We start from the raw sequence: 24,381 nt of genomic DNA on the forward strand, positions 1-24,381 counted from the left end.
AATATATTGTTAAATTAAGGCCCTGAGGCTCACCGTCTGAAAATATTCGCAATTGTTTTTATAATTTTACAATGGAAATATTTTTGTAGGTTTGTTCGTTCCTTAATAAAAATGCTCCATGAAGGGGCATTTTTCAACTGCAAAAATACTATAAATTGCGACATGAGTAAGGTAAAATATTATTACGATCCAGAAACCCTTTCGTACCGTAAGATAGAGCGCAAAAAACGTACAACCTTTAAGTACGCCCTTGTGTTTCTTTTGGCTGCGGGCCTTTTTGGATTCATCTCAAACTTTATCGCTTCCCAATTTTTTCAATCGCCAAAGGAACGTGCGCTTACCCGCGAATTGCAAAATATGCAGTTACAATTTCAGCTTCTGAACAAAAAAATGGACGAAACCGAAAAGGTACTTGCCAATGTTGAAGAGCGCGACAATACTATTTACCGCTTATATTTTGAAGCCAACCCAATCCCAGACGAACAGCGCAAAGCAGGTTTTGGAGGGGTCAACCGCTATAAAGGCCTTGAAGGTTTTGACAATTCCAAGTTGATAAAAGAAACCAGTCAACGCATGGATATGCTTCAAAAGCGCATTGTAGTTCAATCAAAGTCTTTGGATGAAATTGCAGAATTGGCAGCTGATAAAGAGAAGCTTTTGGCTTCTATTCCTGCCATACAACCTATCAACAATTCTGATTTAACGCGTATGGCTTCAGGTTACGGTTACCGTACCGATCCTTTTACCAAAGTGCGTAAGTTCCACTTTGGGATGGACTTTACCGCCCCTAGAGGAACTCCTATTTATGCTGCGGGAGATGGCGTTGTAATACGTGCAGATAACCGCTCAACTGGATATGGAAACCATATTAGAATAGACCACGGCTATGGCTACGTAAGCCTATATGCCCACCTATACAAATACAACGTTCGCAAAAACCAAAAGGTAAAACGTGGTGATTTGATAGGATTTGTGGGAAGTACCGGAAGGTCTGAAGCGCCCCACCTACATTATGAAGTGTTTAAAGATGATGACCGTATCAACCCTATCAACTTCTATTATGGTAACTTGTCTGCAGAAGAATACAACAAACTTCTGGAGAAAGCCTCTTTGGAAAACCAATCTTTAGATTAATATATTATGCATATCAATCTTCCTGAAAAGCGCTACTACAGTATAGGTGAAGTCGCCAAAGCTTTCAATGTAAATGCCTCTTTAATTAGATTTTGGGAAAAGGAATTCGATGTTATTAAGCCTAAAAAGAATGCCAAGGGCAACCGTAAATTCACCCCTGAAGACATCAATAACCTCAAGTTTATCTACCATTTGGTGAAAGAACGTGGCTTTACTTTGGAAGGCGCCAAAACCCATTTGAAAGAAGAACGTCAAAAATCCCTGAGTACCTTTGAAATAATTAGTAAATTAGAGGGTATCAAAGCCCAACTAATAAAAATCAAAAATCAACTTTAAAACACACTATTATGAAAAAGTGGCTTATTCCGGTAATTATTATAGCCGTAATTGGTTTTGGCCTGTACAATTGGGCAGTAGGATTTAACAATACTGCCATACAACTTAACGAAAATGTAGCTGAAGCCTGGGGAAATGTACAAACAGCCTATCAACGTAGAAATGACCTTATAGGCAATTTGGTAAAAACCGTTCAGGGTGCTGCCGATTTTGAGCGTGGAACCCTCACAGATGTTATTGAGGCACGTGCCAAGGCAACCTCAACAACCATTGACCCTACCAACATTACCCCAGAGCAACTAGAGCAATTCAATGCAGCCCAAGGAGGTTTGAGCAGTGCGCTTTCACGCTTATTGGTGGCGGTTGAACGCTATCCAGACCTGAAAGCTAACCAAAACTTTCTAAAGTTACAGGACGAATTGGCCAGTACCGAAAATACGATTCAAACAGCGAGGACGCGCTACAACGAAGCCATTAAGCCTTACAATAACCACGTAAAGAAATTCCCAAATTCCATCTTGGCTGGTTGGTTTAACTTTGAAGGCAAGCCATACTTTGACGCCGAACCAGGTGCTGAAAAGCCAGTGGATGTAGAATTCGACTTTAAATAAATCACTATGTCCAATATTGAAGATTTCCTTAGTGCTGAAGAGGAACAGGAAATTATTGAGGCCATTAGAACGGCTGAAGACCATACTTCGGGCGAAATCCGTGTGCATATAGAACGTAGCTCAAAGGACGAAACACCTTTCGAACGCGCCAAGGAAGTCTTTCACCTTCTAAAAATGGACAACACCAAACTAAGCAACGGTGTGCTTTTGTATGTTGCTGTAGACGACCACAAATTCGTTATTTGCGGTGATAAAGGCATTGATGCCGTAGTGCCCGAAAACTTTTGGGACACTACACGAGACGCCATACAATCCAGATTTAAAGAAGGAAATTTTAAGCAAGGAATTATAGATGGCATCCTAAAGGCCGGCCACGAACTGAAAGTTCACTTTCCGGTTGAGGACGATGATATTAACGAATTACCTAACGAAATATCCCGAGGATAGTGAAGCCATACAAAATCAAACATATCAGTCTTAGCCTATTATTGAGTGTGTTTTGTGCTTTAACCACGTTTGCTCAATTTGATATTCCCCCTAAACCAGAGTTCCAAACCAGCGTCTATGATTATGTCAACCTTTTGTCGCCTAATCAAAAAAGCAATCTGGAGCGTAAACTCATTAAATATTCCGACACCACATCCACCCAAATTGTAGTAGCTATTATTGCTACTACCAAAGGTGAAAACATCGGGCTACTTGCTCCTAGATGGGGCCATGAATGGGGTATTGGACAAGCGAAGGAGGACAATGGGGTATTTATTCTGTTGGCACGTGATGATCGTAAAATTTGGATTTCACCGGGCTATGGCGTCGAGCCTATGCTAACGGCAGGGGTCGTTGGAGAAATCACGAGAAACATCATTATACCTGAATTCAAAAAAGGAAATTATTACAGTGGTCTTGATAAAGGTAGCGACGCCATTTTTATGGCCTTAAATGGAGAATTTAAAGGCACCCGACAGCAAGACACAGGTGAAGAAATTCCCTTTGGCTTTATCCTTTTCATGCTTCTTATTTTTATCATTTTCTTGATTGCTATCTCAAAAAACAGACGCGGAGGCGGAGGCTCTGGACGTGGTCCAGGCAACCGTGGTGGCTTTGACATTTGGGATGCCATCATCTTGAGTCAAATGGGCCGAGGCAATTACCGTGGCGGAGGAGGATTTGGATCTGGAGGAGGTTTTGGCGGAGGCGGCTTCGGAGGAGGCGGTGGCTTTGGCGGCGGTTTTGGAGGAGGAGGCTTCTCCGGAGGTGGTGCTGGAGGTAGCTGGTAGTTTTCCAATTATAAAAACATTTTTACTATAAATAAAATAAGCAGCCAAAAGGCTGCTTATTTGTTATAAAAGTTGTTTCTCTTAAAATCCTCCAAAATCATCTATCTCCCCTTTTTTTCCAAGACTATTAAACTTCCAACTAAAACTCAGCATAAAATATTGCTGCAGCACACTACTCTGCTTGTCCTGAATATAGTTCTCGGTTGCCGTACGCTGGGCATTGGTATTCTGATTGAGTAAATCATAGGCTTTTAAAGTAATTGTCCCTTGGTCTTTCAATACGGAATAAGCCAACGTTGAATTCCAGAACCAAGCACTTTTTTGAAATCCGCTGGACACATTGGGATTATAGCTGTATTTTATATCATTACGCCATTCAAATTTTTTCGGCAAAAAGGTCGCGGTTCTAATTCCCAAATCATGCCTGATAAACTCTTGATCATCAAAAAGCTCAAGATTGTAAGTGCTCTTGTTAAAAGACACCCTATAATTGGGCTCTAGTTCCATAATGTCAGTCCATGTAAATGCAATTCCTCCATAAGGACCAATTGCTCTATTTTTTGAAGCGTATTGCTGATCATTATTAAAGTTAACCGCTCTTGAAATACTCGTATTTGTACCTACTCTAAGTCTCAATGTTTTTAAACTATCCATTTTAATAGTTTTAGTATAACTAGCATTTACATAAATACTATGATTACCATCTACATTTTCATAGGTAGTATACCGTACCAAATCCTCATCGATTACAGATCGTGAAACCACTTGATTTTCGGTAATATTCACACTTGCATATCCCCAAAAACCTGTTTTCTTTTGAAAGTCAAAACTGTTGAAACCTCCGTAAAAAGAATGCCTGTTAGCAGGCTCCAAATTTGGATTTCCTGTCACGATATTCAGAGGGTCTGACACATCTTGAAATGGAGACATCTGACTGATTTGTGGCGGTTGATTACTTAAATTATATCCTGAATACATTGAAGATTTAGGACTGAACCTATGACTAATATGGCTATTCAATTCTAAGGCCTCAAAGTTTTGCTTTAAGCTCATTTCAGGTCTCAATTCATCACGGTTTTCCAAAGTCCTAAACACATATCCGGCATCTATCCCCAGGGACCACTTTTCTTTCTTGTAGGACAATCCCAATGACGGTGTATTTCGTTTATTGGTATAATTAAAATTGGTACTTAGGTCCTCATTAAAACTTGTATAATCTTGAGCGGCATCGTCGAAATCAAAAGTGCTTCTTATGCTCTCTCTTGTTTCGGTTCTGGTGCCATATTCAAAATCCAAAAACAATGTTTTGGCAATAAGCGGTAATCTATAAGTGATTCTAGCAAAAAAGCTTTCCAAATTTTGTTTCCCGTCAGAATACTGATCCCTATCAATATTTTGGGTATCATCCTCAAACATAGTTTCCGAATTGGCGAAATCATCTGTTTCGGTACTATTAAATTCTGTATTCAAATCAAATTTCAAAAAAGCCCCTTTATTTCCAAAACGTTTGGTCACATTAAAATCGTTACTGAAATTTCTTCCAGAGGTTTCAACATAAGAGGACGAATTGGAAGCATTAGTCAAGACACCAAACTCATCAAAAGATGATTCTTCTTTGCCATAGGTTGTCTCGGATTTCAACAACTTAAAAGAAGGCCTAATATTGATTAAAAATGTAGAATCAACCTCAATATCAAACTCTAAATTTGAACTATGGTTATCTATATTGGAATTGGAATTTACATAGGACTCTGTAAAGTACCTTCTATCTGGAAGAATATTTTCCCGCTTGGTAGCAATTTCATTATCTGAATTACTACTCGACAGAAAATAATCGGCAGACACATCGATTCCCTTGGCCAATTCGTCCGCAAAATTAACCCCAACATTATTGGACACCGTAATACCTTCTCCCCCTCCAAAATTTCGGCCATTAAATACAAAAGACCCATTGCCGGTGCCATAAAAGCTACCACCGCCAAACATTTTTTGGATTTCCCCAAAACTAAAACCTGGTGAATTGATATTGTTCCCTCCTGCAAGTACGCTAATGCGTTGGTCATTATCAAAAACATTTACAATGCCGGCAAATTCGTAGCGGTCATCAGTTCCTCCACCTGCAGCAACCCTACCAAAAACACCCTTATTGTTTTCTTCCTTTATGGTTAAATTAATGGTCTTATTTTCTGTATCACCTTCCTCTCCCGCAAAAGCTTCCGATTTGGTTTTGGTATCTACAATTTGGATTTTTTCAATGATTTCTTTCGTTAAGTTTCGTGTGGTAATGGTAGGATCATCCCCAAAGAAGGGCTTTCCGTTTACCAAAATTTTGTTCACTTCCTTTCCATTTACCTTAATCTTTCCATTTTCATCTACTTCTACACCTGGAAGTTCCTTTAACAAATCCTCTACAGTAGCATCTTTTTTGGTTTTAAAGGACTTTACATTAAACTCCAAAGTATCTTTTTTGATGGTGATTGGCGCCCGAGAGGTAATAACCACTTCTTGCAAAGCATTGGCCGATTCCATGGCGATTTCACCTAAATTAATTGGAGATTTGGAAACGTCAATTTTTGTCTTGTACTCTTGAAGTCCAACATATGAAATCACCAAATTAAGGTGAGTTTCATAGGTTTTTTCCTGAATTTCGAAATGTCCATTTTTATCCGAAATCGTATAGGTTACCAAGGTAGAATCCTGAATACGTTCCAAATACACCGTAGCAGCTTCCAGAGGACTTTTATCATCTTGGGAAACGATTGTTCCAGAGATTTGTAATGAATTTTGGGAATAGCAAATTACAGCACTTAACAGTGCCATGACACATAGCAATTGTTTCATTGATTGGTTTTTGATTGATGATTAGTTGATTTGTTAAAGAAACGAATACCTACTTAATTTCGTATGTATTTTCTTATTTTTTTAACAAATCAAAATACTATTCACCTTCTTCCAAAAAGAACAATTCCTCAAAAGGTACTTTAAACAGTTTTGCAATTTTAAGGGCCAATACCGCAGAAGGCACATATTTACTTTGCTCTATGGCATTAATGGATTGCCTGCTCACACCTATGGCTCTAGCCAAATCGGATTGGGTCATGTTATGTCTTGCTCGTTCTACTTTGATGTTATTCTTCATAATCCACCGATTTATGCTTTAGGAAATTAAAGCGAACAATAAAAAAGATTAGCGGTGTAAACATATTGAACACCAGCACGTGAAAGAAAGTAAAATTGTAGACAAACAATATGGCAAAAATCAAGATGACGAAATTAAAAACAACAGCCCATACCAAAGATTCACTTCGCAATTTATAGATGAATTCATCCTCAATCGTTTCTCTTGAAAAGCCCACAAACAAGCCTCCGACAATAATCATTAATGCCGCCAATTCATCGACAATACTATTATCAACCAATTTAAAAAAGCCTTTAGTCTCATTAAGAATAGAATCCTCATTGTAGATAGAAAGTACTTTGACCGTTAATAGATTTGATTCATATCCAAACCACAATAACACAGCCCCGATAATAAGGCCGACAATTAACAGGATCCAGCCTATGGTTTTAAACCGATGAGGCAATAAATAATTTGCTTCCATGACTTAATTATTTAAAATTACATCATAAATGTAAATTATTTTTATCAAAAAGTAAAATATAATTGACATTACGTCCAAAATAATTTACACTTTAATTCAGTGTAAATTAAATATATAACGCTAAAAACTGTTATTTTTTACGCATGTAAACCGTTACCGGCACCCCATGAAAATCGAAATGCTCACGCAACTGATTTTCCAAAAAGCGTTTGTAAGGAGGCTTTACATATTGTGGTAAGTTACAGAAAAATGCAAATTGCGGTTGCGGCGTTGGCAATTGCATGATGTATTTAATCTTTACATATTTTCCTTTGTAAGCAGGAGGTGGTGTATGCTCTATAATTGGCAACAACACTTCATTCAGCTTACTTGTTTTGATTTTTTTGGAGCGGTTGTTATAAACCTCAACCGCCGTTTCAATGGCTTTAAAAATACGTTGTTTGTTTAAAACAGAAATGAACACAATTGGCACATCAGTAAAAGGTTCTATTTCCTTTCTGATAACACGCTCAAATTCTTTTACTGTTTTAGTATCCTTTTCAACCAAATCCCACTTGTTCACCAAGATCACGATTCCTTTACGGTTGCGTTCTGCCAACCAAAAGATATTTTGCACCTGACCGTCGAATCCTCTAGTTGCATCCAACACCAATAAACACACATCACAATGCTCAATAGCACGAATACTTCGCATTACCGAATAAAACTCCAAATCTTCCTTAACCTTGGACTTTCTTCTAATACCTGCCGTATCCACCAAGTTAAATTCAAAACCAAAACGGTTGTATTTGGTATCAATAGCATCTCTGGTAGTTCCAGCAATATCGGTTACGATGTAACGATCCTCGCCTATCAAAGCATTGATAAACGACGACTTTCCCGCATTTGGTCTTCCAACCACAGCAAAACGCGGCAACTCATCTTCCTCTACCACTTCTTCTTTTTCAGGAAGTGCTGCTACAACAGCATCCAACAAATCACCAGTTCCGCTACCGTTGATACTGGCAATCGTATAATAGTCGCCTAAACCTAGGGCATAAAACTCAACAGCATCTTCGGCGCGTTTGTTATTATCTACTTTATTTACGGCTAAAAACACAGGCTTGTCCACACGACGCAACAAATTGGCCACGTCTTCATCCATCCCTGTAATTCCAGATTCTACATCAACCATGAAAATGATGGCATCAGCCTCATCAATGGCTAACTCTACCTGTCTGTCAATTTCAGCCTCAAAAATATCATCACTCCCTACAACGTAACCACCAGTGTCGATTAGCGAAAACTCTCTACCGTTCCAATCCGTTTTTCCATAATGCCTATCTCTTGTCACACCACTTACGGCATCAACAATAGCTTCTCTACGCTGAATCAGACGATTAAAAAACGTTGATTTTCCAACATTTGGACGTCCTACTATGGCTACTATATTACTCATTTGTAAAAATTTAAGTTTGCAAAGATACTATTAAATTAACAGTTTTTGCTATGATATTTTGTAGGTTTTTAAAACTATAAAAAAAAGCACCCTAAAGTGCTGTTTATTTATTTCTGATTATACCCAAAACGCTTGAGCTGCTTTTGGTTAGTCCTCCAGTTTTTATTCACTTTCACATACAATTCCAGATGCACCTGCTTCCCGAAAAACTTCTCCAAATCCTTTCTAGCCTCTATACCCACTCGCTTAAGCGCAGATCCTTTGTGCCCAATAATAATTCCTTTTTGGGTATCACGTTCTACCATGATTACAGAACGCATCCTGATGATATCCTCATCTTCAAAGAATTCTTCCGTATCAATTTCAACGGCATAAGGCACTTCTTTTTTATAGTGAAGTAAAATTTTCTCACGAATGGTTTCATTCACAAAGAAACGTTCCGGCTTATCAGTCAACTGATCCTTTGGATAAAACGGTGGTGATTCTGGCAACAATTCAATGATACGATCAAAGACCTCCTTCACCTGAAAACCTTCCAATGCCGAAATAGGATAGATTTCTGCATTTGGAACCTTTTCTGCCCATAATTGCACCTGCTCTTCCAACTGTCCTTGATCGGACTTATCTATTTTGTTCAGCAATAACAATACTGGAATGCTTGAGGATTGTATTTTTTTGAAAAAGGCTTCATCTTTCAATTCGCGCTCGCCAATTTCCACCATGTACAAAAGCACATCGGCATCTTCGAAAGCCGACTTTACAAAATCCATCATGGATTCCTGCAATTCATAGGCAGGTTTAATGATTCCCGGCGTGTCCGACAACACCACCTGAAAATCTTCCCCATTTACAATCCCCAAAATACGGTGTCTTGTAGTTTGCGCCTTGGAAGTGATAATTGACAATTTCTCTCCTATAAAGGCATTCATGAGGGTAGACTTCCCCACATTTGGATTTCCTATGATATTTACAAAACCTGCTTTATGCATTTTATCAATGTAATAATTATTTGGCAAAGTTACGACCTTCCACTGTTTATTTCGCCAAATTCCACCATTACTTGTATTTTTGTATCTCCAAATGACAACGATCTCATTTTTATGACACTTTATAATATTATCGAACCTAAGGTGGAACAGGTTCCTATCATCATTAGTTCGCCACACTCCGGAACATTTTTTCCAGAAGATATTGCCTCAAAATTATATCCAGAAAAAGCCAATAATCCAGATGACACCGATTGGTTTATTGACAAATTATACGATTTTGCTCCTGCCATGGGCATTACCATGATTACGGCCAACTATAGCCGTTGGGTCATTGACCTCAACAGAACCCCGGAAAGCATTCCGCTTTATAATGACGGTCGCGTAATTACAGGTTTGGTAACCACCACCAATTTCAATGGAGAACCCCTATACAGAGATGAATTACCTACTCAGGAAGACATTGACTATAGAATTGAAAACTACTATCGTCCTTATCACCAAAAAATTGCTGATTTACTGGAAGACACGAAGCAAAAATTTGGTAGAGCCCTGTTGTTTGATGCGCATTCCATAAGAAAAGTAGTTCCAGGCATCAGGAAAGAGGCATTCCCCGATTTGATTTTAGGAGACAATGATGAAACCTCAGCTTCCAAAACTATCATAGAAGCTACAATGAACGCCTTGAAAACGGCCAATAAAGATTTGGAGCACAACCACCCATTTAAAGGTGGGCATATTACCCGCTCCTTTGGAAATCCTGCCAATAACATTCACGCGCTTCAATTGGAAATGGCCAAGACCAACTACATGGACGATAGCGAGACCAATTATCATGAAGAACGCGCCAATGCCACAAGAGCAACCTTAAAACTATTATTTGAAAATCTTATAAACACACTCTAATGCCCACATATATTTTTAAAGGATTATTGACCAATGAAGGATGGCTCGAAAATGCAGCTGTCACGGTTAATGACCAAGGAATTATTGAATCCATTTCTTCCGAAGCCACTGCAGAAGGAGAAAACGTGAACGGTTATGCCCTACCCGGATTTCAAAATGCCCACTCCCACGCCTTTCAATACGCCATGGCTGGTTTGGCCGAACTCCACGAAGGCACAGGAGTCCCTGACGACTTTTGGAGCTGGAGAACAGCCATGTACAATTTGGCCCTAAGCATGTCTCCTCAACATTTAGAGGATATTGCTGCGATGTTGTATGCCGAAATGGTTCGTCATGGGTATACCGCCGTCGCAGAATTTCACTATTTACACCACAACATTAATGGTATGCCTTATTCCAATTTGGCAGAACATGGTGAGCGACTTATTGCTGCGGCTGAAAGAGCAGGCATCAACATTACTTTAGTGCCCATGTTTTATCAGAAAGGAGGCTTTGGAGCACCTGCTGAAGACAAACAAAAACGCTTTATTTCTCCAACTATTGAAGACTATTACAAACTTTTGGAAAGCTCCAAACAAGCTACCAAAACTTACAAAAACGCGTCCTTAGGAATAGGCATTCATTCCTTAAGAGCTGTAGACCCTAATGACATTATAAGTGTTTGCAAGGATTACAACAACGATTTGCCTTTTCACATTCATGTGTCTGAGCAATTGAAAGAAATTGAGGATTGTTTGGCATTTCACGGAAAACGCCCTGTAGAATGGCTATTGGACAATTGCTCAATGACCGAAAACTTCCATTTGGTACATGCTACACATTTGAACGATCGCGAAGTTGCCGGCATTGCCCAAACAAAAGCCAATGTAGTACTTTGTCCTTCCACGGAAGGCAATTTGGGTGATGGTCTTTTCCGATTCAACGATTTTAAAAATTTGAATGGGCAGTGGAGTATTGGTACCGACAGCCACGTAGGGTTGAATCCCTTTGAAGAACTTCGCATATTAGATTATGGACAGCGCCTAACCACTCACAAACGCAATACCTATTTCCAACCCAATTCTGGCGATAGCGGATTTAACGCTATTGAAATGGCTTGGAAAGCTGGAAAAAGAGCCATGGGAGAACATCTCGACATTTTTTTTAAAGTAGGGCAATCTTTTGATGCGGTAGTTATGGATGCAACATCACCATTAGCAGCCACGGCTTCTACAAAACACCTTTGCAATACCTTTGTGTACACGTGTGATGTATCGAATATTTTAGGAACGATCATCAATGGAAAATGGGTTGCAAAACAAGGCATTCATAACAATTTAGAAGACATCTCATCTAGTTTTGTCAACACCATGAAGCAACTTGGCTCCAGATTATAATTGACTACTTCTTGACCAAGAGTTGGGACGGGTTATTTGCTTTAGGAAACATTAGCACGTAGACCCCCACACTCAATTCGGAAATATCAATAAAGGGCTGTTGTAATTCCAACTCTCCTTTTTGAAGTACTTGCCCCATCATATCTACAATTTGGTATGTGATGGGGTAATTATTTTCCAACCCCAGGACTTCTACTTTAGACGTTCCTGGATTGGGCACAATCTCCAAACTATTTTTGACACTAGGACTTTCCAAACCCAAAGTTGAATTTTCTAAGTAAGGAGTAAGATCCAGTGAATGTAACTGTGGATCAATTCCCAAAATGGCAACCTGCTCGTTGGTGATATAATAATTCAAGCCATTTGAAGTTGCGATGCCCTCCACCTGATGTAAAAATAAACTCAATTCCAACTTACGCTTATTGCCTCCAAAAAAGTCTTCATCAGCAAAATCGTATAACAGAAATAGAAAAGGCATTACCAAATCATTGTAACCCGAAAGTACAATGGTATCTTCATGGACTTCAGCCCCCGTTATCATACCTTGCACATCATAGCTATCTTCCAATTGCGCCACATAAGTACCAGGTGTTTTGGGCAGTTTATAAAGTTTGGTTCTATGACTTACCCATTCCTTGGTGAACAGAAAAATATCATCGCCATAAACAATTAAAGCCTCGCAATCGTAGTCGGTGTTATTAACATCTTGTGACGTAAAATCAGTTTGATCGGAATAGGAAAAATTAATAAAATCCAATTGGGGAATCTCTCGTAACATAGAAGCTTTTTCTATCCTAATAATTCTAAGATCGGTGCGATTTCCATGGAGATTGTTTCCAAAATCACCTAAATACACATAGTTTTCATCATGTGCGATATCTTCCCAATCGGTATTTTCAATTGGACTGAGATCTACGGTAGATAAAACATTACCGTTTTCGGGATTTATTTGGTACAAATTGGAATCTGCACTGTCGTTGTGGGTCCATAAGGAATTCATCCAATATATCAACCCTGAAGTCTCCATCATAGACTCATCTAAAAAAACACTACTTTCAGGGATTAGAATAGTTGGATCATAAGTACAACTGCCATCATTTTGCATGGCTTCAGAATCGTAATTATTAGCTAAGGAATCCGTGCAGCCTGTTTGCCCGAAAACCTCTCCAAACCACAAAAAAACAATTGCTAATTTAATCAACTTTTTAAATCCCATAGCACACACCATCCAATCAATAATTTCAAAAGTATTGATTTTCAATGTTTTAAATAACTTAAAATCAACACTTTAAAACTAAACTTGTTAACAATTGTTCTTTACTTCAAACATTATATTCATCCAAATCCTATATCTTTCAGAAAATTAAACTTCAATAATGGACACACCTAAAAAAAACCGGGTTTATATTGCCACAAGTTTGGATGGCTATATAGCCGACAAAAACGGAGGAATAGAATGGCTAGAAAGTGTTCCGAACCCCGAGAACGACGATATGGGCTACGAAGCATTTATGGCAGAGACCGACGCTATAGTTATGGGACGTAATACCTTTGAGACCGTATGCAGTTTTGATATTCCATGGCCCTATAAAGTCCCTGTATTTGTAATTAGTAATACTTTAGAAGCCATTCCCAAGTTATACCAAACGAATGTCCAATTGTTACGGGGTACAGTGAAAGATGCCTTAAAGCAGCTCCATGAAAAAGATATGTACAGTCTTTACATAGACGGCGGTAAACTCATTCAAAGCTTTTTAAGAGAAGATTTAATTGATGAGCTTATCATTACAACCATCCCAATTTTATTAGGAGACGGCATCCCCTTATTTTCTAGCTTGGACAAATCCTTACAATTTGAATGCCTAAGCTCCAAAAGATTTACCAATAGCCTTTCACAAAATCATTATAAAAGGCTAAAAAATTAGGCATTAAAGAATCTCATTAAAATAACGCAACCAATTAGCTAAGTTTACATCTTAAACAAAAAGCATCATGAACCGTAATTTCTCGATAATCCTATTTTCTTTTGTTTTTGTATTTGGGATGATTTCCTGTAGCAATGACGATGACGACAATGTTATAACACCTTCCAATTGCGACCAAGAAACGATATTAAGTTCTGATGAATTCTTAAGCGCACCGGCCGATCCTTTGATTATTGAGAGCTTAGAAATTGATAATGATTGTTTGCAAATTAGTTTTTACGCTAGCGGATGCGATGGCAGCACTTGGGATCTTAAACTTATTGACTCAGGAGCCATCCTTGAATCCGATCCTCCTCAAAGAAATCTTCGACTTTCACTTTTAAACCTTGAGCTTTGCGATGCCGTCATCTCCAAGACAATTTCCTTCGATGTTTCCGATCTTCAAGTTGAAGGCACCCAAGTGTACCTCAATATTGTTAATTCGGGAGACCAAATATTATACACCTACTAGAAGGAATTAAGCTTCAACCTGGAAGTTTTGCAAAAATTGCACTAAATCTCCTGGTCCCTTGAGATACGAAGCATTTTGCCCCAAAGCCTCCACCTGATTTTCTGTAATCACAGGCCCCCCAGAAACCACAAAAGGAATATCAGTCATTTCAAGGATGGTTTGAATACTGCTTTCTGTTCTCTCCAAATCATTGGATGTATATATGGTCATCAACAAATCTGGCTCCACAGCATTTACCACCTTTTCTAAGTTTTCATAAGGTACACTCTGCCCTAGATAAAATACATTCCAACCAGAACTTCTTGTGATGTAATAAGCCAATAACAAAGCTATTTCATGACATTCGCCTTCCGACAAAAACAAGACCATCTTGGGAGCGTTCTTATTACATGGAGCCAAGAGTTCCACAGAATGGAACATCTTTCTACGGATTAAATTTGAAATGAAATGCTCTTGAGCAGGCATGACTTTATTGCTTCCCCACAAAACTCCAACCTGCCTAAGGAATGGGTAAATTAAGTGCGCAATGGTAGAAACTAATCCTGTTTTAACAATCTCAGATTTGAATATCTTATCAAACTCTGCTTCGTCAAAATTAATCATGGCTACAATCAAGGCGTTTATTTCGTCTTCCTTGGAACCAGATGTCATGGTTTGGGCAACCGCTTCATAGATAGCCTCTGGCGACATTTTGTCTATTTGAGAAATTCTATATCCGTTCCTGGTTAAAATTCCAATATTCAAAAGTGCCTTCAACTGTTCTTCAGTGTAATACCGAATATTGGTCTCAGTTCTCATGGGAGTCAAAAAACTATATCTACTCTCCCACTTGCGTAATGTATGCGATTTAATCCCCGTAATTGACACCACCTGTGCCATTGAATAGCTCCCCATTTCAAGTAATTTATAACAAACTTAAATAAAAATAATGAGAAAAAACTTAAAACTCTGAAAAATACCATTTTGAATTTGTAAAACTTATTTTAAACCAAAGTTAGACAATTAAAATATTTTACATATATTTGTATAACATTAACTAAAATATTGTTAGACATGAAAAATATACTTCAATTTGCTACACTTGTTTTCTTAGTGACCTTCAACACCTCCTGTAGTGATGATGACGACTCTAACGACATCCCTTCAGGACCAACCTTAAACATTGTTCAAACAGCGGCCTCAAATGATGATTTAAGTAGTTTGGTATCAGCACTTACCGTGGCAGATCAGAATGCCGACTCCGACTTGATTGGTGCCTTAAGTGGAGACGGGCCTTTTACAGTATTCGCCCCAACAAATGACGCATTTTCAGACCTCTTAGCGTCATTGGACGATTTTAATTCACTTTCCGATTTCGACACCGAAGAAGAACGTGAATTATTAGGAACAATTCTTCAATATCATGTGATTGCTGGAGCAGCAGCAATGTCGTCCGATTTATCAGACGGACAAACCATAACTACCCTACAAGGAGAAAATATCACAGTAAATATAGATGGAGGTGTTTCCATAAGTGATGCTACTTCCACAGAGGCCAATGTTACCACGGCGAATGTGGAAGCTACCAATGGAGTAATCCATATTATAGATAAAGTATTGCTCCCTCAAGAAATAATTGATGCTATTAATCAAGGAACATTGGTTGATATTGTAGTAGGAGCAGAAAACCTATCTATTCTGGAAGATGTTGTAGTTAAAGTAGGCTTGGTGGAAACTCTTAATAGCGATGGGCCATTTACCGTTTTCGCTCCTACCAATGATGCATTTGTTGCACTCTTGGATGCACTTGGTGAAGATTACAACAGTTTGGATGACTTTGATACTGAAGAAGAAATTGATCTTTTAAGAAATATAGTTTTATATCACGTTTTAACAGCAAATGTACTTTCCACCGATTTATCAGAAACCACGGTTGAAACCGCATTTGCGGGAAATTCACTTGACGTTATTCCTTCAGGAAGCACTTATGTTATAGGTGATGCTTCCGATACCAATGCAAATATTACTGCAGTGGACATCCTAGCATCTAATGGAGTAGCACACACTATTGACAAGGTTTTATTACCTCAAGCTGCCATTGATTTTGTTAACAGTTTAAGTACTCCAAATATAGTTGAGATAGCCTCCAGTGAAGAAAGCTTGAGTTTATTGGTTGCGGCACTTGTGCAAGCAGATGCCGGATTGGTAGAATTGCTTCAAACAGATGGTCCATTTACGGTATTCGCACCAACAAACGATGCCTTTGCAGCCCTTTTGGAAACCTTAGGACCAGACTATAATAGTTTAGAAGATTTTGACACCGAAGAAGAGAAAGTACTACTAGCAAGTGTGCTCACCTATCATGTAGTTGCAGGCGCCGCAGTATATTCTACAGATTTAACGGATGGACAAATGGTTGAAACAGCTCAAGGCGGTATGCTTACGGTCGATTTGGATGGGGGTGTATTCATTATTGATGAAACAGGAGCAGCGGCTTCTGTGACAGCAGCAGATATAACTGCTAGCAATGGTGTAATCCACATTATTGACCAAGTACTATTGCCTAATTAATATAGCACGTACTCATGATGTACGTTTTTACGTTGGTTGGTTAATTGGTTGGAAACCGGTAATCTACAGATGGTTACCGGTTTTGTATGTAAGAAAAAAATGCTAACTTTAGTAAGATGGCCAAGAAGAAAATAATTATAATAGGCTCTGGATTTTCATCCCTTTCTGCCAGCTGCTACTTGGCTCAGGCTGGTTTTGACGTTTCCATTCTGGAGAAAAACGACACGGTTGGGGGACGAGCCCGACAGCTAAAGCGTGATGGTTTTACGTTTGATATTGGGCCAACCTTCTATTGGATGCCGGATGTTTTTGAACGTTTTTTTGAAGATTTCAATACGCATCCTTCCAATTTCTACAACCTAAAAAAATTGGATCCAGCCTATCAAATATATTTTGGACAACAAGATAGCGTTTCAATTTCGGCCGATTTTGAAGGTATTAAAGCTACTTTCGAAAACATAGAACCTCAAAGTGGCAACTCTTTACAAAAGTTTATAGATAAGTCTGAAGACAACTACAATCTTGCCATCAAGGATTTGGTGTACCAACCCGGGGAATCTGTCACAGAAATTGTGACTTTAAAAACTGTCACTAAATTAAACCGATTTACTACCAGTATCAAAAAGGATATTTCCCACTATGTAAAAGATGAAAAGTTGCAGCAAATATTGGAATTTCCAGTGCTTTTTCTTGGAGCGAAGCCCAGCAACACACCCTCTTTTTACAATTTTATGAATTATGCCGACTTTAAATTGGGAACATGGCATCCTGAAGGCGGTATGTATATGGTAGTTGAAGCTATGAAAGATTTAGCCGAGAGCTTAGGCGTGAGCATACTCACCAAGAGCCCGGTGGAATCTATAAATATTAAAAAGAATTCCGTGACCTCTGTCAAAACAAATTCAAAAGAATATGCTTGTGATATCCTCTTAAGCGGCGCTGATTACCATCATACCGAAACCTTGCTACCACAACAGTACAGACAATATTCAGAAGCTTATTGGAACAAGAAAACCTTCGCCCCTTCAGCGCTATTGTTTTACGTAGGTTTCGACAAAAAACTTAGCAACGTATCTCATCATACACTTTGCTTTGACAGTGATTTTGAGATTCATGCCAAAACCATATACAACACCAAAGAATGGCCCGACAATCCACTCTTTTATGCAAGTTTCCCTAGCATTACAGATGCTACAACTGCTCCCCACGGTAAAGAGGCTGGTATTTTCTTAATTCCATTAGCACCAGATTTAGAAGACAATGAACTTATTAGAAATCATTACTTCAAGCAAATTATAGAGCGTTTGGAACACCTAACGGACCAACCACTTTTTGACCATATTCTTTTTAAGGAATCCTACTGTATCAACAATTTCAAAGAGGATTATAACGCCTACAAAGGAAACGCATATGGCTTAGCAAATACCCTCATGCAAACCCATGTATTACGCCCTAAATTAAAAAGCAAAAAAGTTAACAACCTCTATTTCTGCGGACAGCTTACCGTACCGGGCCCCGGAGTACCACCTTCTCTTATCTCCGGAAAAATTGTTAGCGAACTCATTAAAAAACACACCAAACTATGAAAGCACTTTTTGACACTTCAAGCCTCAAATGCAGCAAAATTGTAACCCAAGAGTATAGCACTTCCTTTTCCATGGGTATCAAACTTTTTGCGCCTTCCATTAGACCTGCCATTTATGCCATCTATGGATTTGTACGCTATGCCGATGAAATTGTCGATTCCTTCCACGAGTACGATCAGGAAGTGTTATTTGAAGAGTTTAAAGAAGAATACAAAAAAGCCATAGAGCGAAAAATAAGTTTAAACCCAATATTAAACGCCTTTCAAGAAGTTGCATGGAAATATAACCTGCATACCTATGCAGATGATTTTTTGAAACGAATGGAAATGGATTTAAAAATAAAAGAATACACCACCAAAGAAGCCTACGAAAATTATATTTACGGGTCCGCCGATGTAGTTGGACTTATGTGCCTAAGGGTTTTCACCAATAATGACGAAGACATGTTTCAGCTTTTAAAAACACCAGCACAATACTTGGGTTCGGCGTTTCAAAAGGTCAATTTCTTAAGGGATTTTAAAGACGATATGGAAATACTAGGTCGCTCCTACTTTCCTAATGTAAACAACAATTCCCTATCTGAACTCAACAAAAAAGACATTATTGAAGATATTGAAAATGATTTTCGTGAAGCCTTTAAAGGCATTGTGGTGTTACCGCTTGAAAGTAGATTGGGCGTGTATTTGGCCTATAAATATTATTTAAATTTACTGAAGAAATTAAAAAGACTAGATTCTAAACATATATTAAATGAGCGCATTAGAATCTCTAACCCTCTAAAAATTCTTATCTTAACAAAGGCTTACATACGCTTTAAATTAAACTTTATCTAAAACATATTGGTATGGAAATTCTATTGTACATAGCAATTACCGTTCTCACATTCTCCTTTATGGAATTGGTTACTTGGTTTACCCATAAATATATCATGCATGGCTTTTTATGGTATCTCCATGAAGACCACCACCAACCTAAATACCCTCATGTATTTGAGAAAAACGATGCTTTTTTCATCATTTTTGCCATCCCCAGTATAGCCCTATTCTATTTTGGAGCTGTCCCAAAATTAAACTTTATGTTTTTTATTGGCTTGGGCATTTTTTTCTATGGCATTGCTTACTTCTTAATCCATGATGTTTTAATTCATCAACGCTTTAAATGGTTTAAGAATATTAAGAATAAATACCTCATTGGGCTACGAAAAGCCCATAAAGTACATCACAAACATTTAGACAAGGAAGACGGTGAGTGCTTCGGAATGCTATGGGTTCCCAAAAAATTTCATAAACAGTTCAAAGCATAATGAGGCCCTACACCTATCTACTTGTAAATTTTGCCTGTATCCTTATTCCTCTTATTGCCAGTTTCTACAGGAAATATCCTTTTTATAAAGATTGGAAAGCCTTTTTTAAAGGCAATGTAATAGTGACCTTATTATTTTTAATCTGGGATTGGTATTTCACCAATATTGGCGTTTGGGGATTTAACAGCGACTATTTGCTGAGCACAAATATTGCCGATTTACCTATTGAAGAAATTCTATTTTTTATCTGTATTCCATTTGCCTGCGTATTTACTTATTTCGCACTAAACTCTCTGATTGCAAAGAATCCATTGAACACAATTCAGGCAAAAATCACGACAATTCTAATTCTGGTTTTTACGATTATAGCAGTTTTAAATTTTGACAAACTCTATACACTAAGTGCCTTTGGCCTTTGCGCCCTGTATTTACTCTACCTAAAATTCAGGAAAGTCAACCTAGCTTTTCATTACCTCACCTACCTTTGTATATTACCGTTTTTTATAGCCAGCAATGGCATTTTAACAGGTTCTTTGCTGGACGCTCCCATTGTTTGGTATAACAATAGTGAAAACCTAGGTATTAGAATTGCCACCATCCCCATTGAGGATAGTGTTTATGGCATGTTGCTTATATTTTTAAATATTGAATGCTATAGGTATTTCAAAACCAAGAACATTCAAAATACCCAACATGCAATTACTTGATAATTGATTTTACAGCATTAAAATCAAGTCCTCCATAATTTCCTGAACTCATTAACAATAGAGCTTTATTGGTAAAATCCTGTGAAAACAAATAGTCTTTAAACGCTTCTGGATCGGTATAGATAATAAGGTCGTCTCTTTCGAATGCATCCGCTATTTGTTGATGAGTCACCTCTTCCAATTGCTTAATCTTTACCGCATGAGGCGAATAAAACACCACAGCAACATCGGCAGCATCCAGAGCGCCTTTGTATTCTTTTAAAAATTCGGCATTCAAACTACTATAAGTATGCAATTCCAAACAAGCCACTACCGTTTTGTCCGGATATTGCTCTTTCATAGCTGTCGTCGTGGCCGACACTTTACTTGGAGAATGTGCAAAATCTTTATAGGCCACGGATGTTTTTCCTTCCGCTATCTTTTCCAAGCGTTTACTAGCTCCTTTAAAAGTTGCAATAGCTTCGTAGAAATCATCTTCATCTACCCCCATATGCTGACAAATCCACTTGGCTCCAGCGAGATTGTTTAAATTATGCTTTCCAAATACTTCAATAGGAAGTGGTCCCTCTGGTGTTTCCAATAGAGTTTCCCCATCTTCAACAGTATATTCTGGTGTATAGTAAGGCAACTTTCTAATCGTATTTTCACTAGCTTCTACAACACGTTTCAATGCTTCATCTTCGGCATTGTATGAAATACTTCCTCCCTTAACAATACTGTCCACAAAAATTTTGAACTGCTCAACATAATTATCAAAAGTTGGAAATACATTGATATGATCCCAAGCAATCCCACTCAACAAAGCGATGTTGGGTTGGTATAAATGGAACTTCGGTCTACGATCTATCGGAGAACTTAAATATTCGTCACCTTCCAAAACAATAAAATCATTGTCATCGGTAAGTTTTACCATAACATCAAAACCCTCCAATTGGGCACCCACCATAAAATCCACATCAATATCATGATAATTCATGACATGCAAAATCATGGATGTAATCGTGGTCTTACCATGACTTCCACCAATAACAACACGTGTTTTATGCTTGGATTGTTCGTACAAAAATTCAGGATAACTATAGATTTTCAATCCTAATTCCTGAGCTTTTAAAAGTTCAGGGTTATCAGCTTTGGCATGCATTCCCAATACTACAGCATCTAAATCGGCAGTAATTTTTTCAGGAAACCATCCATAGGCTTCTGGCAACAAGCCTTTACTTTCCAATCTTGATTTGGAAGGATCAAAAATTTCATCATCACTTCCGGTTACCTGATATCCTTTATTGTGTAATGCGATGGCTAAATTATGCATTGCTGCCCCGCCAATAGCTATAAAATGTACGTTCATAACATAGGTTTGTAAGTGTTCAAATATAAGGATTGCTGCTGTAAGGCCGAAGCTTCCTTACATAAGTTTTGCATACAACTTAATGGATTAGATTTTTTGCTTAAGATCCTCTATTTGCCGTAAAAGATCTTCATTGGGAAATTTAGCGTAAGCTTCTTGGAGATTCTTCAGAGCCTTTTCCAATTCGCCTTGCGACATATAAAATTCTATAAGCTTCTTATAACAAGTTAAAGAGCCCCCAACCACAACGGCCTTTTTATAATAGGTTTCGGCCAAGCCAAAATCCTCACCATTGAAATACACAAAGCCCTTAGCCAAATAGCCGTCTACCAGAGACAGTTCCTCCAGCTGAATAGCATATTGCATAGCATTATCCAAGCCACCACCTAAAATTATGGGGAGCTTCACATACAACTCCACCAAGGCCCACCTAGTATCAATATGAGTTGGGTCCAAACTAGCCGCTTTTAAGAACGCATCCTCGACGTCTCCAATAATGGCCAATGCCCTAATTTTATTGATGCTTAGTGCTTTCATGCCTAAGGCACCTCCATATTTATATTGATAATTAGCAATATTAGGACGTATCTCTACCAACTTTTCATACTCTGAAATCGCTTTATCCCATTCTTTTTGGTGACCATAAACGTCTCCCAACAACTCTATGGCTTCCAAATCTTCAAAACCTTTGACATAAGGCAACAATAAAGTTTCTGCCTGAGTAAATTCCTTTTTCTCGATTAAAGTCCGAACCAATTTCCGATCCAATTGACCAAACCCAACCAAAGGCAAAAAAATTAAGCAAATCAACCAACGCATAGAGTTACTGTTCTTGTAGTATTAAAGATAATGACACTTTCTTGTTTTTACAAAGATGCGTATATTTCGGCAGTGAACGAGATTTTCTAAAGATGACATTTGAAATAAAATGGCCCTTATTGTTCTTCGCATTTCCATTCCTGCTGTTTTCTTGCAAAACGGCCCAACAAACCACCCTCAATAATTCTGTTGAAATCCAAAAATCGCCAAAGCTTTTGTTCTTGAATTACCATATAAAAAAAGAGAATCAAGAATATCATGTGGAACTCATCAACAACATTATTACCGAAGGAAAACTAAAAAAAATCAATAACTCTATTCCAAAACCAGGGGATATTGAATGCCTTTTACTTTCCAAAAACAAATCGGTCTTAAACAAATTGATTATTGAACACCCGTTTATAAAACACTTTGAAACTATGAGTGAAGATGGTTCCTTAGAAAGCAAGCTTGTAGAATTTCAAGAAATTGACCTTCCTATTAAAATGCAATACCATCCTGAGGCAGAATTTATAGTGTTATATTTGATTTCTGAAAACAACCAAAAAATTGAACTAGCAACCAACCGCCTAAATCGCTTATGAAACAACAATTACTCTCGCTTGTTTTATTATTTCTAGCCAATATCACCTATTCCCAAGTGTTTGAAGTGGAGACCATCAAATACTCAGGAACCAATGATACCAGAATCAATTTCGTGGTTATGGGAGACGGCTACACCTTAGAAGAACAAGACCAATTCATAACCGATGTAACTAATTTTTCTAATTATCTGTTTTCTCAATCTCCATTTTTGGAATATGAAAATTACTTTAACCTATATGCCATTAAAGTAATTTCCAACGAGAGTGGGGCTTCCCATTCTGGAACTGCTCCAGATGAACCATCAACTGCCGAGCCTGTGGTTACTATAGATAATTACTTTGGTTCCTCGTTTGATAATTACAATATCCATAGATTACTGTTCACCCCAAACAGTGCCTTAATTGCAACTGTCTTGGCAACCAATGTTCCCCAATATGATGAAGGAATCGTATTGGTAAATACGCCTTATTATGGTGGAAGCGGAGGCGATTTCGCAATTTGCTCTACAGGAATAGCCGCTACCGAAATAGCGATTCATGAGTTAGGTCATTCCTTCGCCGACTTGAAAGACGAATACTATGCGGGAGACGTTTATTTTGGGGAAGCTTATAATATGACCCAAGAAAACAATCCTGAACTCATTAAATGGAAAAATTGGTATAGCACCAACAATATTGGAGCTTACGCTTATGGCACTTCAGGTCTATCCGCCACTTGGTACAAACCTCATCAATCCTGTAAAATGCAATACTTAGGGGAAGATTTTTGCTCAGTCTGCACCGAGGGAATCATAGAAAAAATACATAGTTTGGTTTCCCCTATAGCTTCCTTCACCCCTGAAAACAGCGCCATTCAAAATCCGACTTTTCCATTGCAATTTCAACTGAATACCATAAATCCTGAACCTAATTCCCTCAATATTTCGTGGGATTTTAATGGATTGGATTTGGCAGCAGAAGACAGTGTAATAAGTCTTTACGAAGAGAATTTAGCTTCTGGAAGCAACACCTTAACAGCCATTGTAATTGACGAGTCTTCCTTGGTGAATGTTGACAACCATGAAACACTTCACGTGCACAGTGTTACCTGGACCATTGATTACACCTTATCAATAGGCAAAATTACAAGCGAACAGAACACGATGGACATTTCCTTATATCCCAACCCCTCCTCTGACATTATAAATATCACTTTTAATAGTGAGCTCAATCAGAACCTTTCAGTGGAGATTAGTGATTTAAACGGAAAGCAAATCTTCTCCTCACAATTGAATAATGGCACAACTCAATTAGACATCAGTCAGCTTGAAAGTGGTATCTACTTGGCCAATTTTTACGCCAATAATATTCTGATTGCAACAAAAAAAGTCATTAAAAATTAA

General features: G+C 38.1%; 25 protein-coding genes. 16 read left to right on the forward strand and 9 right to left on the reverse strand.

What is annotated here, in order from left to right; genetic code table 11:
- Positions 1-162: 162 nt before the first annotated feature.
- Genes AC6I5C_RS15435 through AC6I5C_RS15455 form a run of 5 tightly spaced genes read left to right on the forward strand, consistent with a single transcriptional unit; the run spans position 163 to position 3,358 of the window.
- Positions 163-1,134, forward strand: coding sequence for a M23 family metallopeptidase (locus AC6I5C_RS15435; protein ID WP_053977375.1), 972 nt, complete (start codon positions 163-165; stop codon positions 1,132-1,134).
- Between the two features lie 6 nt (positions 1,135-1,140).
- Positions 1,141-1,470: a MerR family transcriptional regulator gene (locus AC6I5C_RS15440; RefSeq protein ID WP_053977374.1), complete on the forward strand. Its 330-nt coding sequence runs from the start codon at positions 1,141-1,143 to the stop codon at positions 1,468-1,470.
- Between the two features lie 11 nt (positions 1,471-1,481).
- Entirely contained in the window at positions 1,482-2,081 is a 600-nt protein-coding gene (locus AC6I5C_RS15445) for a LemA family protein (RefSeq protein WP_053977373.1), read from the forward strand.
- Between the two features lie 6 nt (positions 2,082-2,087).
- Positions 2,088-2,528: a TPM domain-containing protein gene (locus AC6I5C_RS15450; RefSeq protein WP_497905924.1), complete on the forward strand. Its 441-nt coding sequence runs from the start codon at positions 2,088-2,090 to the stop codon at positions 2,526-2,528.
- Entirely contained in the window at positions 2,525-3,358 is an 834-nt protein-coding gene (locus AC6I5C_RS15455; protein WP_497905985.1) for a TPM domain-containing protein, read from the forward strand. The genes AC6I5C_RS15450 and AC6I5C_RS15455 overlap by 4 nt, the downstream gene beginning before the upstream one ends.
- Before the next feature lie 81 nt (positions 3,359-3,439).
- On the opposite strand, the gene AC6I5C_RS15460 is transcribed toward AC6I5C_RS15455, so the two are convergent.
- The 5 genes from AC6I5C_RS15460 to era form a co-directional block, all read right to left on the reverse strand.
- On the reverse strand, positions 3,440-6,199 hold the full coding sequence (locus AC6I5C_RS15460; protein WP_497905925.1) for an outer membrane beta-barrel protein: 2,760 nt from the start codon (positions 6,197-6,199) through the stop codon (positions 3,440-3,442).
- A gap of 97 nt (positions 6,200-6,296) precedes the next feature.
- Positions 6,297-6,497 (reverse strand): helix-turn-helix transcriptional regulator, encoded by a 201-nt coding sequence (locus AC6I5C_RS15465; protein WP_053977371.1) that lies wholly within the window; start codon positions 6,495-6,497, stop codon positions 6,297-6,299.
- Positions 6,487-6,960, reverse strand: a complete 474-nt coding sequence (locus tag AC6I5C_RS15470) for a hypothetical protein (RefSeq protein ID WP_497905926.1) — start codon at positions 6,958-6,960, stop codon at positions 6,487-6,489. Before AC6I5C_RS15470 ends, AC6I5C_RS15465 begins: the two co-directional genes overlap by 11 nt.
- A 130-nt stretch (positions 6,961-7,090) precedes the next feature.
- The gene (gene der / locus AC6I5C_RS15475) at positions 7,091-8,398 is read right to left on the reverse strand and encodes a ribosome biogenesis GTPase Der (protein WP_076663377.1); all 1,308 of its coding nucleotides are present in this window, start codon (positions 8,396-8,398) and stop codon (positions 7,091-7,093) included.
- 107 nt (positions 8,399-8,505) lie between these two features.
- Positions 8,506-9,387 (reverse strand): GTPase Era, encoded by an 882-nt coding sequence (gene era / locus AC6I5C_RS15480; protein ID WP_053977368.1) that lies wholly within the window; start codon positions 9,385-9,387, stop codon positions 8,506-8,508.
- Here era and AC6I5C_RS15485 point away from each other — a divergent pair.
- A complete protein-coding gene (locus AC6I5C_RS15485) occupies positions 9,382-10,290 on the forward strand; it encodes an N-formylglutamate amidohydrolase (protein WP_497905927.1) in 909 nt (302 codons plus the stop codon). The two genes, era and AC6I5C_RS15485, sit on opposite strands and share 6 nt — an antisense overlap.
- On the forward strand, positions 10,290-11,666 hold the full coding sequence (gene hutF, locus AC6I5C_RS15490) for a formimidoylglutamate deiminase (protein WP_497905928.1): 1,377 nt from the start codon (positions 10,290-10,292) through the stop codon (positions 11,664-11,666). The genes AC6I5C_RS15485 and hutF overlap by 1 nt, the downstream gene beginning before the upstream one ends.
- Before the next feature lie 4 nt (positions 11,667-11,670).
- Here hutF and AC6I5C_RS15495 read toward each other — a convergent pair whose 3' ends face one another.
- Positions 11,671-12,927, reverse strand: a complete 1,257-nt coding sequence (locus AC6I5C_RS15495; protein ID WP_497905929.1) for a T9SS type A sorting domain-containing protein — start codon at positions 12,925-12,927, stop codon at positions 11,671-11,673.
- A gap of 115 nt (positions 12,928-13,042) precedes the next feature.
- On the opposite strand from AC6I5C_RS15495, the gene AC6I5C_RS15500 reads away from it, so the two are divergent.
- Both AC6I5C_RS15500 and AC6I5C_RS15505 read left to right on the forward strand, forming a co-directional pair.
- On the forward strand, positions 13,043-13,591 hold the full coding sequence (locus tag AC6I5C_RS15500; RefSeq protein ID WP_497905930.1) for a dihydrofolate reductase family protein: 549 nt from the start codon (positions 13,043-13,045) through the stop codon (positions 13,589-13,591).
- A gap of 67 nt (positions 13,592-13,658) precedes the next feature.
- Positions 13,659-14,102, forward strand: coding sequence for a hypothetical protein (locus tag AC6I5C_RS15505; RefSeq protein ID WP_497905931.1), 444 nt, complete (start codon positions 13,659-13,661; stop codon positions 14,100-14,102).
- Positions 14,103-14,108: 6 nt separating this feature from the next.
- On the opposite strand, the gene AC6I5C_RS15510 is transcribed toward AC6I5C_RS15505, so the two are convergent.
- Positions 14,109-14,996 (reverse strand): MerR family transcriptional regulator, encoded by an 888-nt coding sequence (locus tag AC6I5C_RS15510; protein WP_497905932.1) that lies wholly within the window; start codon positions 14,994-14,996, stop codon positions 14,109-14,111.
- A gap of 159 nt (positions 14,997-15,155) precedes the next feature.
- On the opposite strand from AC6I5C_RS15510, the gene AC6I5C_RS15515 reads away from it, so the two are divergent.
- The 5 genes from AC6I5C_RS15515 to AC6I5C_RS15535 all read left to right on the forward strand — a co-directional run bounded on the left by AC6I5C_RS15515 (position 15,156) and on the right by AC6I5C_RS15535 (position 20,248).
- Positions 15,156-16,652, forward strand: coding sequence for a fasciclin domain-containing protein (locus AC6I5C_RS15515; RefSeq protein WP_497905933.1), 1,497 nt, complete (start codon positions 15,156-15,158; stop codon positions 16,650-16,652).
- Positions 16,653-16,768: 116 nt separating this feature from the next.
- Complete coding sequence (gene crtID / locus AC6I5C_RS15520) at positions 16,769-18,238, forward strand: bifunctional phytoene desaturase/3,4-desaturase (RefSeq protein WP_497905934.1); 1,470 nt, start codon at positions 16,769-16,771, stop codon at positions 18,236-18,238.
- The gene (locus AC6I5C_RS15525) at positions 18,235-19,071 is read left to right on the forward strand and encodes a phytoene/squalene synthase family protein (protein ID WP_497905935.1); all 837 of its coding nucleotides are present in this window, start codon (positions 18,235-18,237) and stop codon (positions 19,069-19,071) included. The genes crtID and AC6I5C_RS15525 overlap by 4 nt, the downstream gene beginning before the upstream one ends.
- An 11-nt stretch (positions 19,072-19,082) precedes the next feature.
- A complete protein-coding gene (locus AC6I5C_RS15530; protein WP_053977359.1) occupies positions 19,083-19,541 on the forward strand; it encodes a sterol desaturase family protein in 459 nt (152 codons plus the stop codon).
- Positions 19,541-20,248, forward strand: a complete 708-nt coding sequence (locus AC6I5C_RS15535) for a lycopene cyclase domain-containing protein (protein WP_497905936.1) — start codon at positions 19,541-19,543, stop codon at positions 20,246-20,248. The genes AC6I5C_RS15530 and AC6I5C_RS15535 overlap by 1 nt, the downstream gene beginning before the upstream one ends.
- Here the strand turns inward: AC6I5C_RS15535 and AC6I5C_RS15540 are convergent.
- Positions 20,241-21,596 carry a UDP-N-acetylmuramate--L-alanine ligase gene (locus tag AC6I5C_RS15540; protein ID WP_497905937.1) on the reverse strand — a complete coding sequence of 452 codons (1,356 nt, stop codon included), beginning with the start codon at positions 21,594-21,596 and terminating at the stop codon, positions 20,241-20,243. The genes AC6I5C_RS15535 and AC6I5C_RS15540 overlap by 8 nt on opposite strands.
- Positions 21,597-21,683: 87 nt before the next feature.
- A complete protein-coding gene (locus AC6I5C_RS15545; RefSeq protein WP_497905938.1) occupies positions 21,684-22,415 on the reverse strand; it encodes a tetratricopeptide repeat protein in 732 nt (243 codons plus the stop codon).
- 92 nt (positions 22,416-22,507) lie between these two features.
- Here AC6I5C_RS15545 and AC6I5C_RS15550 point away from each other — a divergent pair, with 92 nt between their 5' ends.
- Together AC6I5C_RS15550 and AC6I5C_RS15555 are read left to right on the forward strand one after the other, a co-directional pair.
- The gene (locus AC6I5C_RS15550; protein WP_497905939.1) at positions 22,508-22,999 is read left to right on the forward strand and encodes a hypothetical protein; all 492 of its coding nucleotides are present in this window, start codon (positions 22,508-22,510) and stop codon (positions 22,997-22,999) included.
- Complete coding sequence (locus AC6I5C_RS15555; RefSeq protein WP_497905940.1) at positions 22,996-24,381, forward strand: T9SS type A sorting domain-containing protein; 1,386 nt, start codon at positions 22,996-22,998, stop codon at positions 24,379-24,381. Before AC6I5C_RS15550 ends, AC6I5C_RS15555 begins: the two co-directional genes overlap by 4 nt.

Source organism: Mangrovimonas sp. sgz306409, assembly GCF_059735265.1.

Bases quoted from the DNA above. Each gene is read 5' to 3' on its own strand.
- era (WP_053977368.1), bottom strand. From the start codon at position 9,387: ATGCATAAAGCAGGTTTTGTAAATATCATAGGAAATCCAAATGTGGGG.
- AC6I5C_RS15505 (WP_497905931.1), top strand. From the start codon at position 13,659: ATGAACCGTAATTTCTCGATAATCCTATTTTCTTTTGTTTTTGTATTT.
- AC6I5C_RS15485 (WP_497905927.1), top strand. From the start codon at position 9,382: ATGCATTTTATCAATGTAATAATTATTTGGCAAAGTTACGACCTTCCA.
- crtID (WP_497905934.1), top strand. From the start codon at position 16,769: ATGGCCAAGAAGAAAATAATTATAATAGGCTCTGGATTTTCATCCCTT.
- AC6I5C_RS15540 (WP_497905937.1), bottom strand. From the start codon at position 21,596: ATGAACGTACATTTTATAGCTATTGGCGGGGCAGCAATGCATAATTTA.
- AC6I5C_RS15440 (WP_053977374.1), top strand. From the start codon at position 1,141: ATGCATATCAATCTTCCTGAAAAGCGCTACTACAGTATAGGTGAAGTC.
- der (WP_076663377.1), bottom strand. From the start codon at position 8,398: ATGAGTAATATAGTAGCCATAGTAGGACGTCCAAATGTTGGAAAATCA.
- AC6I5C_RS15555 (WP_497905940.1), top strand. From the start codon at position 22,996: ATGAAACAACAATTACTCTCGCTTGTTTTATTATTTCTAGCCAATATC.
- AC6I5C_RS15470 (WP_497905926.1), bottom strand. From the start codon at position 6,960: ATGGAAGCAAATTATTTATTGCCTCATCGGTTTAAAACCATAGGCTGG.
- AC6I5C_RS15465 (WP_053977371.1), bottom strand. From the start codon at position 6,497: ATGAAGAATAACATCAAAGTAGAACGAGCAAGACATAACATGACCCAA.
- AC6I5C_RS15450 (WP_497905924.1), top strand. From the start codon at position 2,088: ATGTCCAATATTGAAGATTTCCTTAGTGCTGAAGAGGAACAGGAAATT.
- hutF (WP_497905928.1), top strand. From the start codon at position 10,290: ATGCCCACATATATTTTTAAAGGATTATTGACCAATGAAGGATGGCTC.
- AC6I5C_RS15550 (WP_497905939.1), top strand. From the start codon at position 22,508: ATGACATTTGAAATAAAATGGCCCTTATTGTTCTTCGCATTTCCATTC.
- AC6I5C_RS15460 (WP_497905925.1), bottom strand. From the start codon at position 6,199: ATGAAACAATTGCTATGTGTCATGGCACTGTTAAGTGCTGTAATTTGC.
- AC6I5C_RS15525 (WP_497905935.1), top strand. From the start codon at position 18,235: ATGAAAGCACTTTTTGACACTTCAAGCCTCAAATGCAGCAAAATTGTA.
- AC6I5C_RS15445 (WP_053977373.1), top strand. From the start codon at position 1,482: ATGAAAAAGTGGCTTATTCCGGTAATTATTATAGCCGTAATTGGTTTT.
- AC6I5C_RS15510 (WP_497905932.1), bottom strand. From the start codon at position 14,996: ATGGGGAGCTATTCAATGGCACAGGTGGTGTCAATTACGGGGATTAAA.
- AC6I5C_RS15545 (WP_497905938.1), bottom strand. From the start codon at position 22,415: ATGCGTTGGTTGATTTGCTTAATTTTTTTGCCTTTGGTTGGGTTTGGT.
- AC6I5C_RS15500 (WP_497905930.1), top strand. From the start codon at position 13,043: ATGGACACACCTAAAAAAAACCGGGTTTATATTGCCACAAGTTTGGAT.
- AC6I5C_RS15530 (WP_053977359.1), top strand. From the start codon at position 19,083: ATGGAAATTCTATTGTACATAGCAATTACCGTTCTCACATTCTCCTTT.
- AC6I5C_RS15535 (WP_497905936.1), top strand. From the start codon at position 19,541: ATGAGGCCCTACACCTATCTACTTGTAAATTTTGCCTGTATCCTTATT.
- AC6I5C_RS15515 (WP_497905933.1), top strand. From the start codon at position 15,156: ATGAAAAATATACTTCAATTTGCTACACTTGTTTTCTTAGTGACCTTC.
- AC6I5C_RS15435 (WP_053977375.1), top strand. From the start codon at position 163: ATGAGTAAGGTAAAATATTATTACGATCCAGAAACCCTTTCGTACCGT.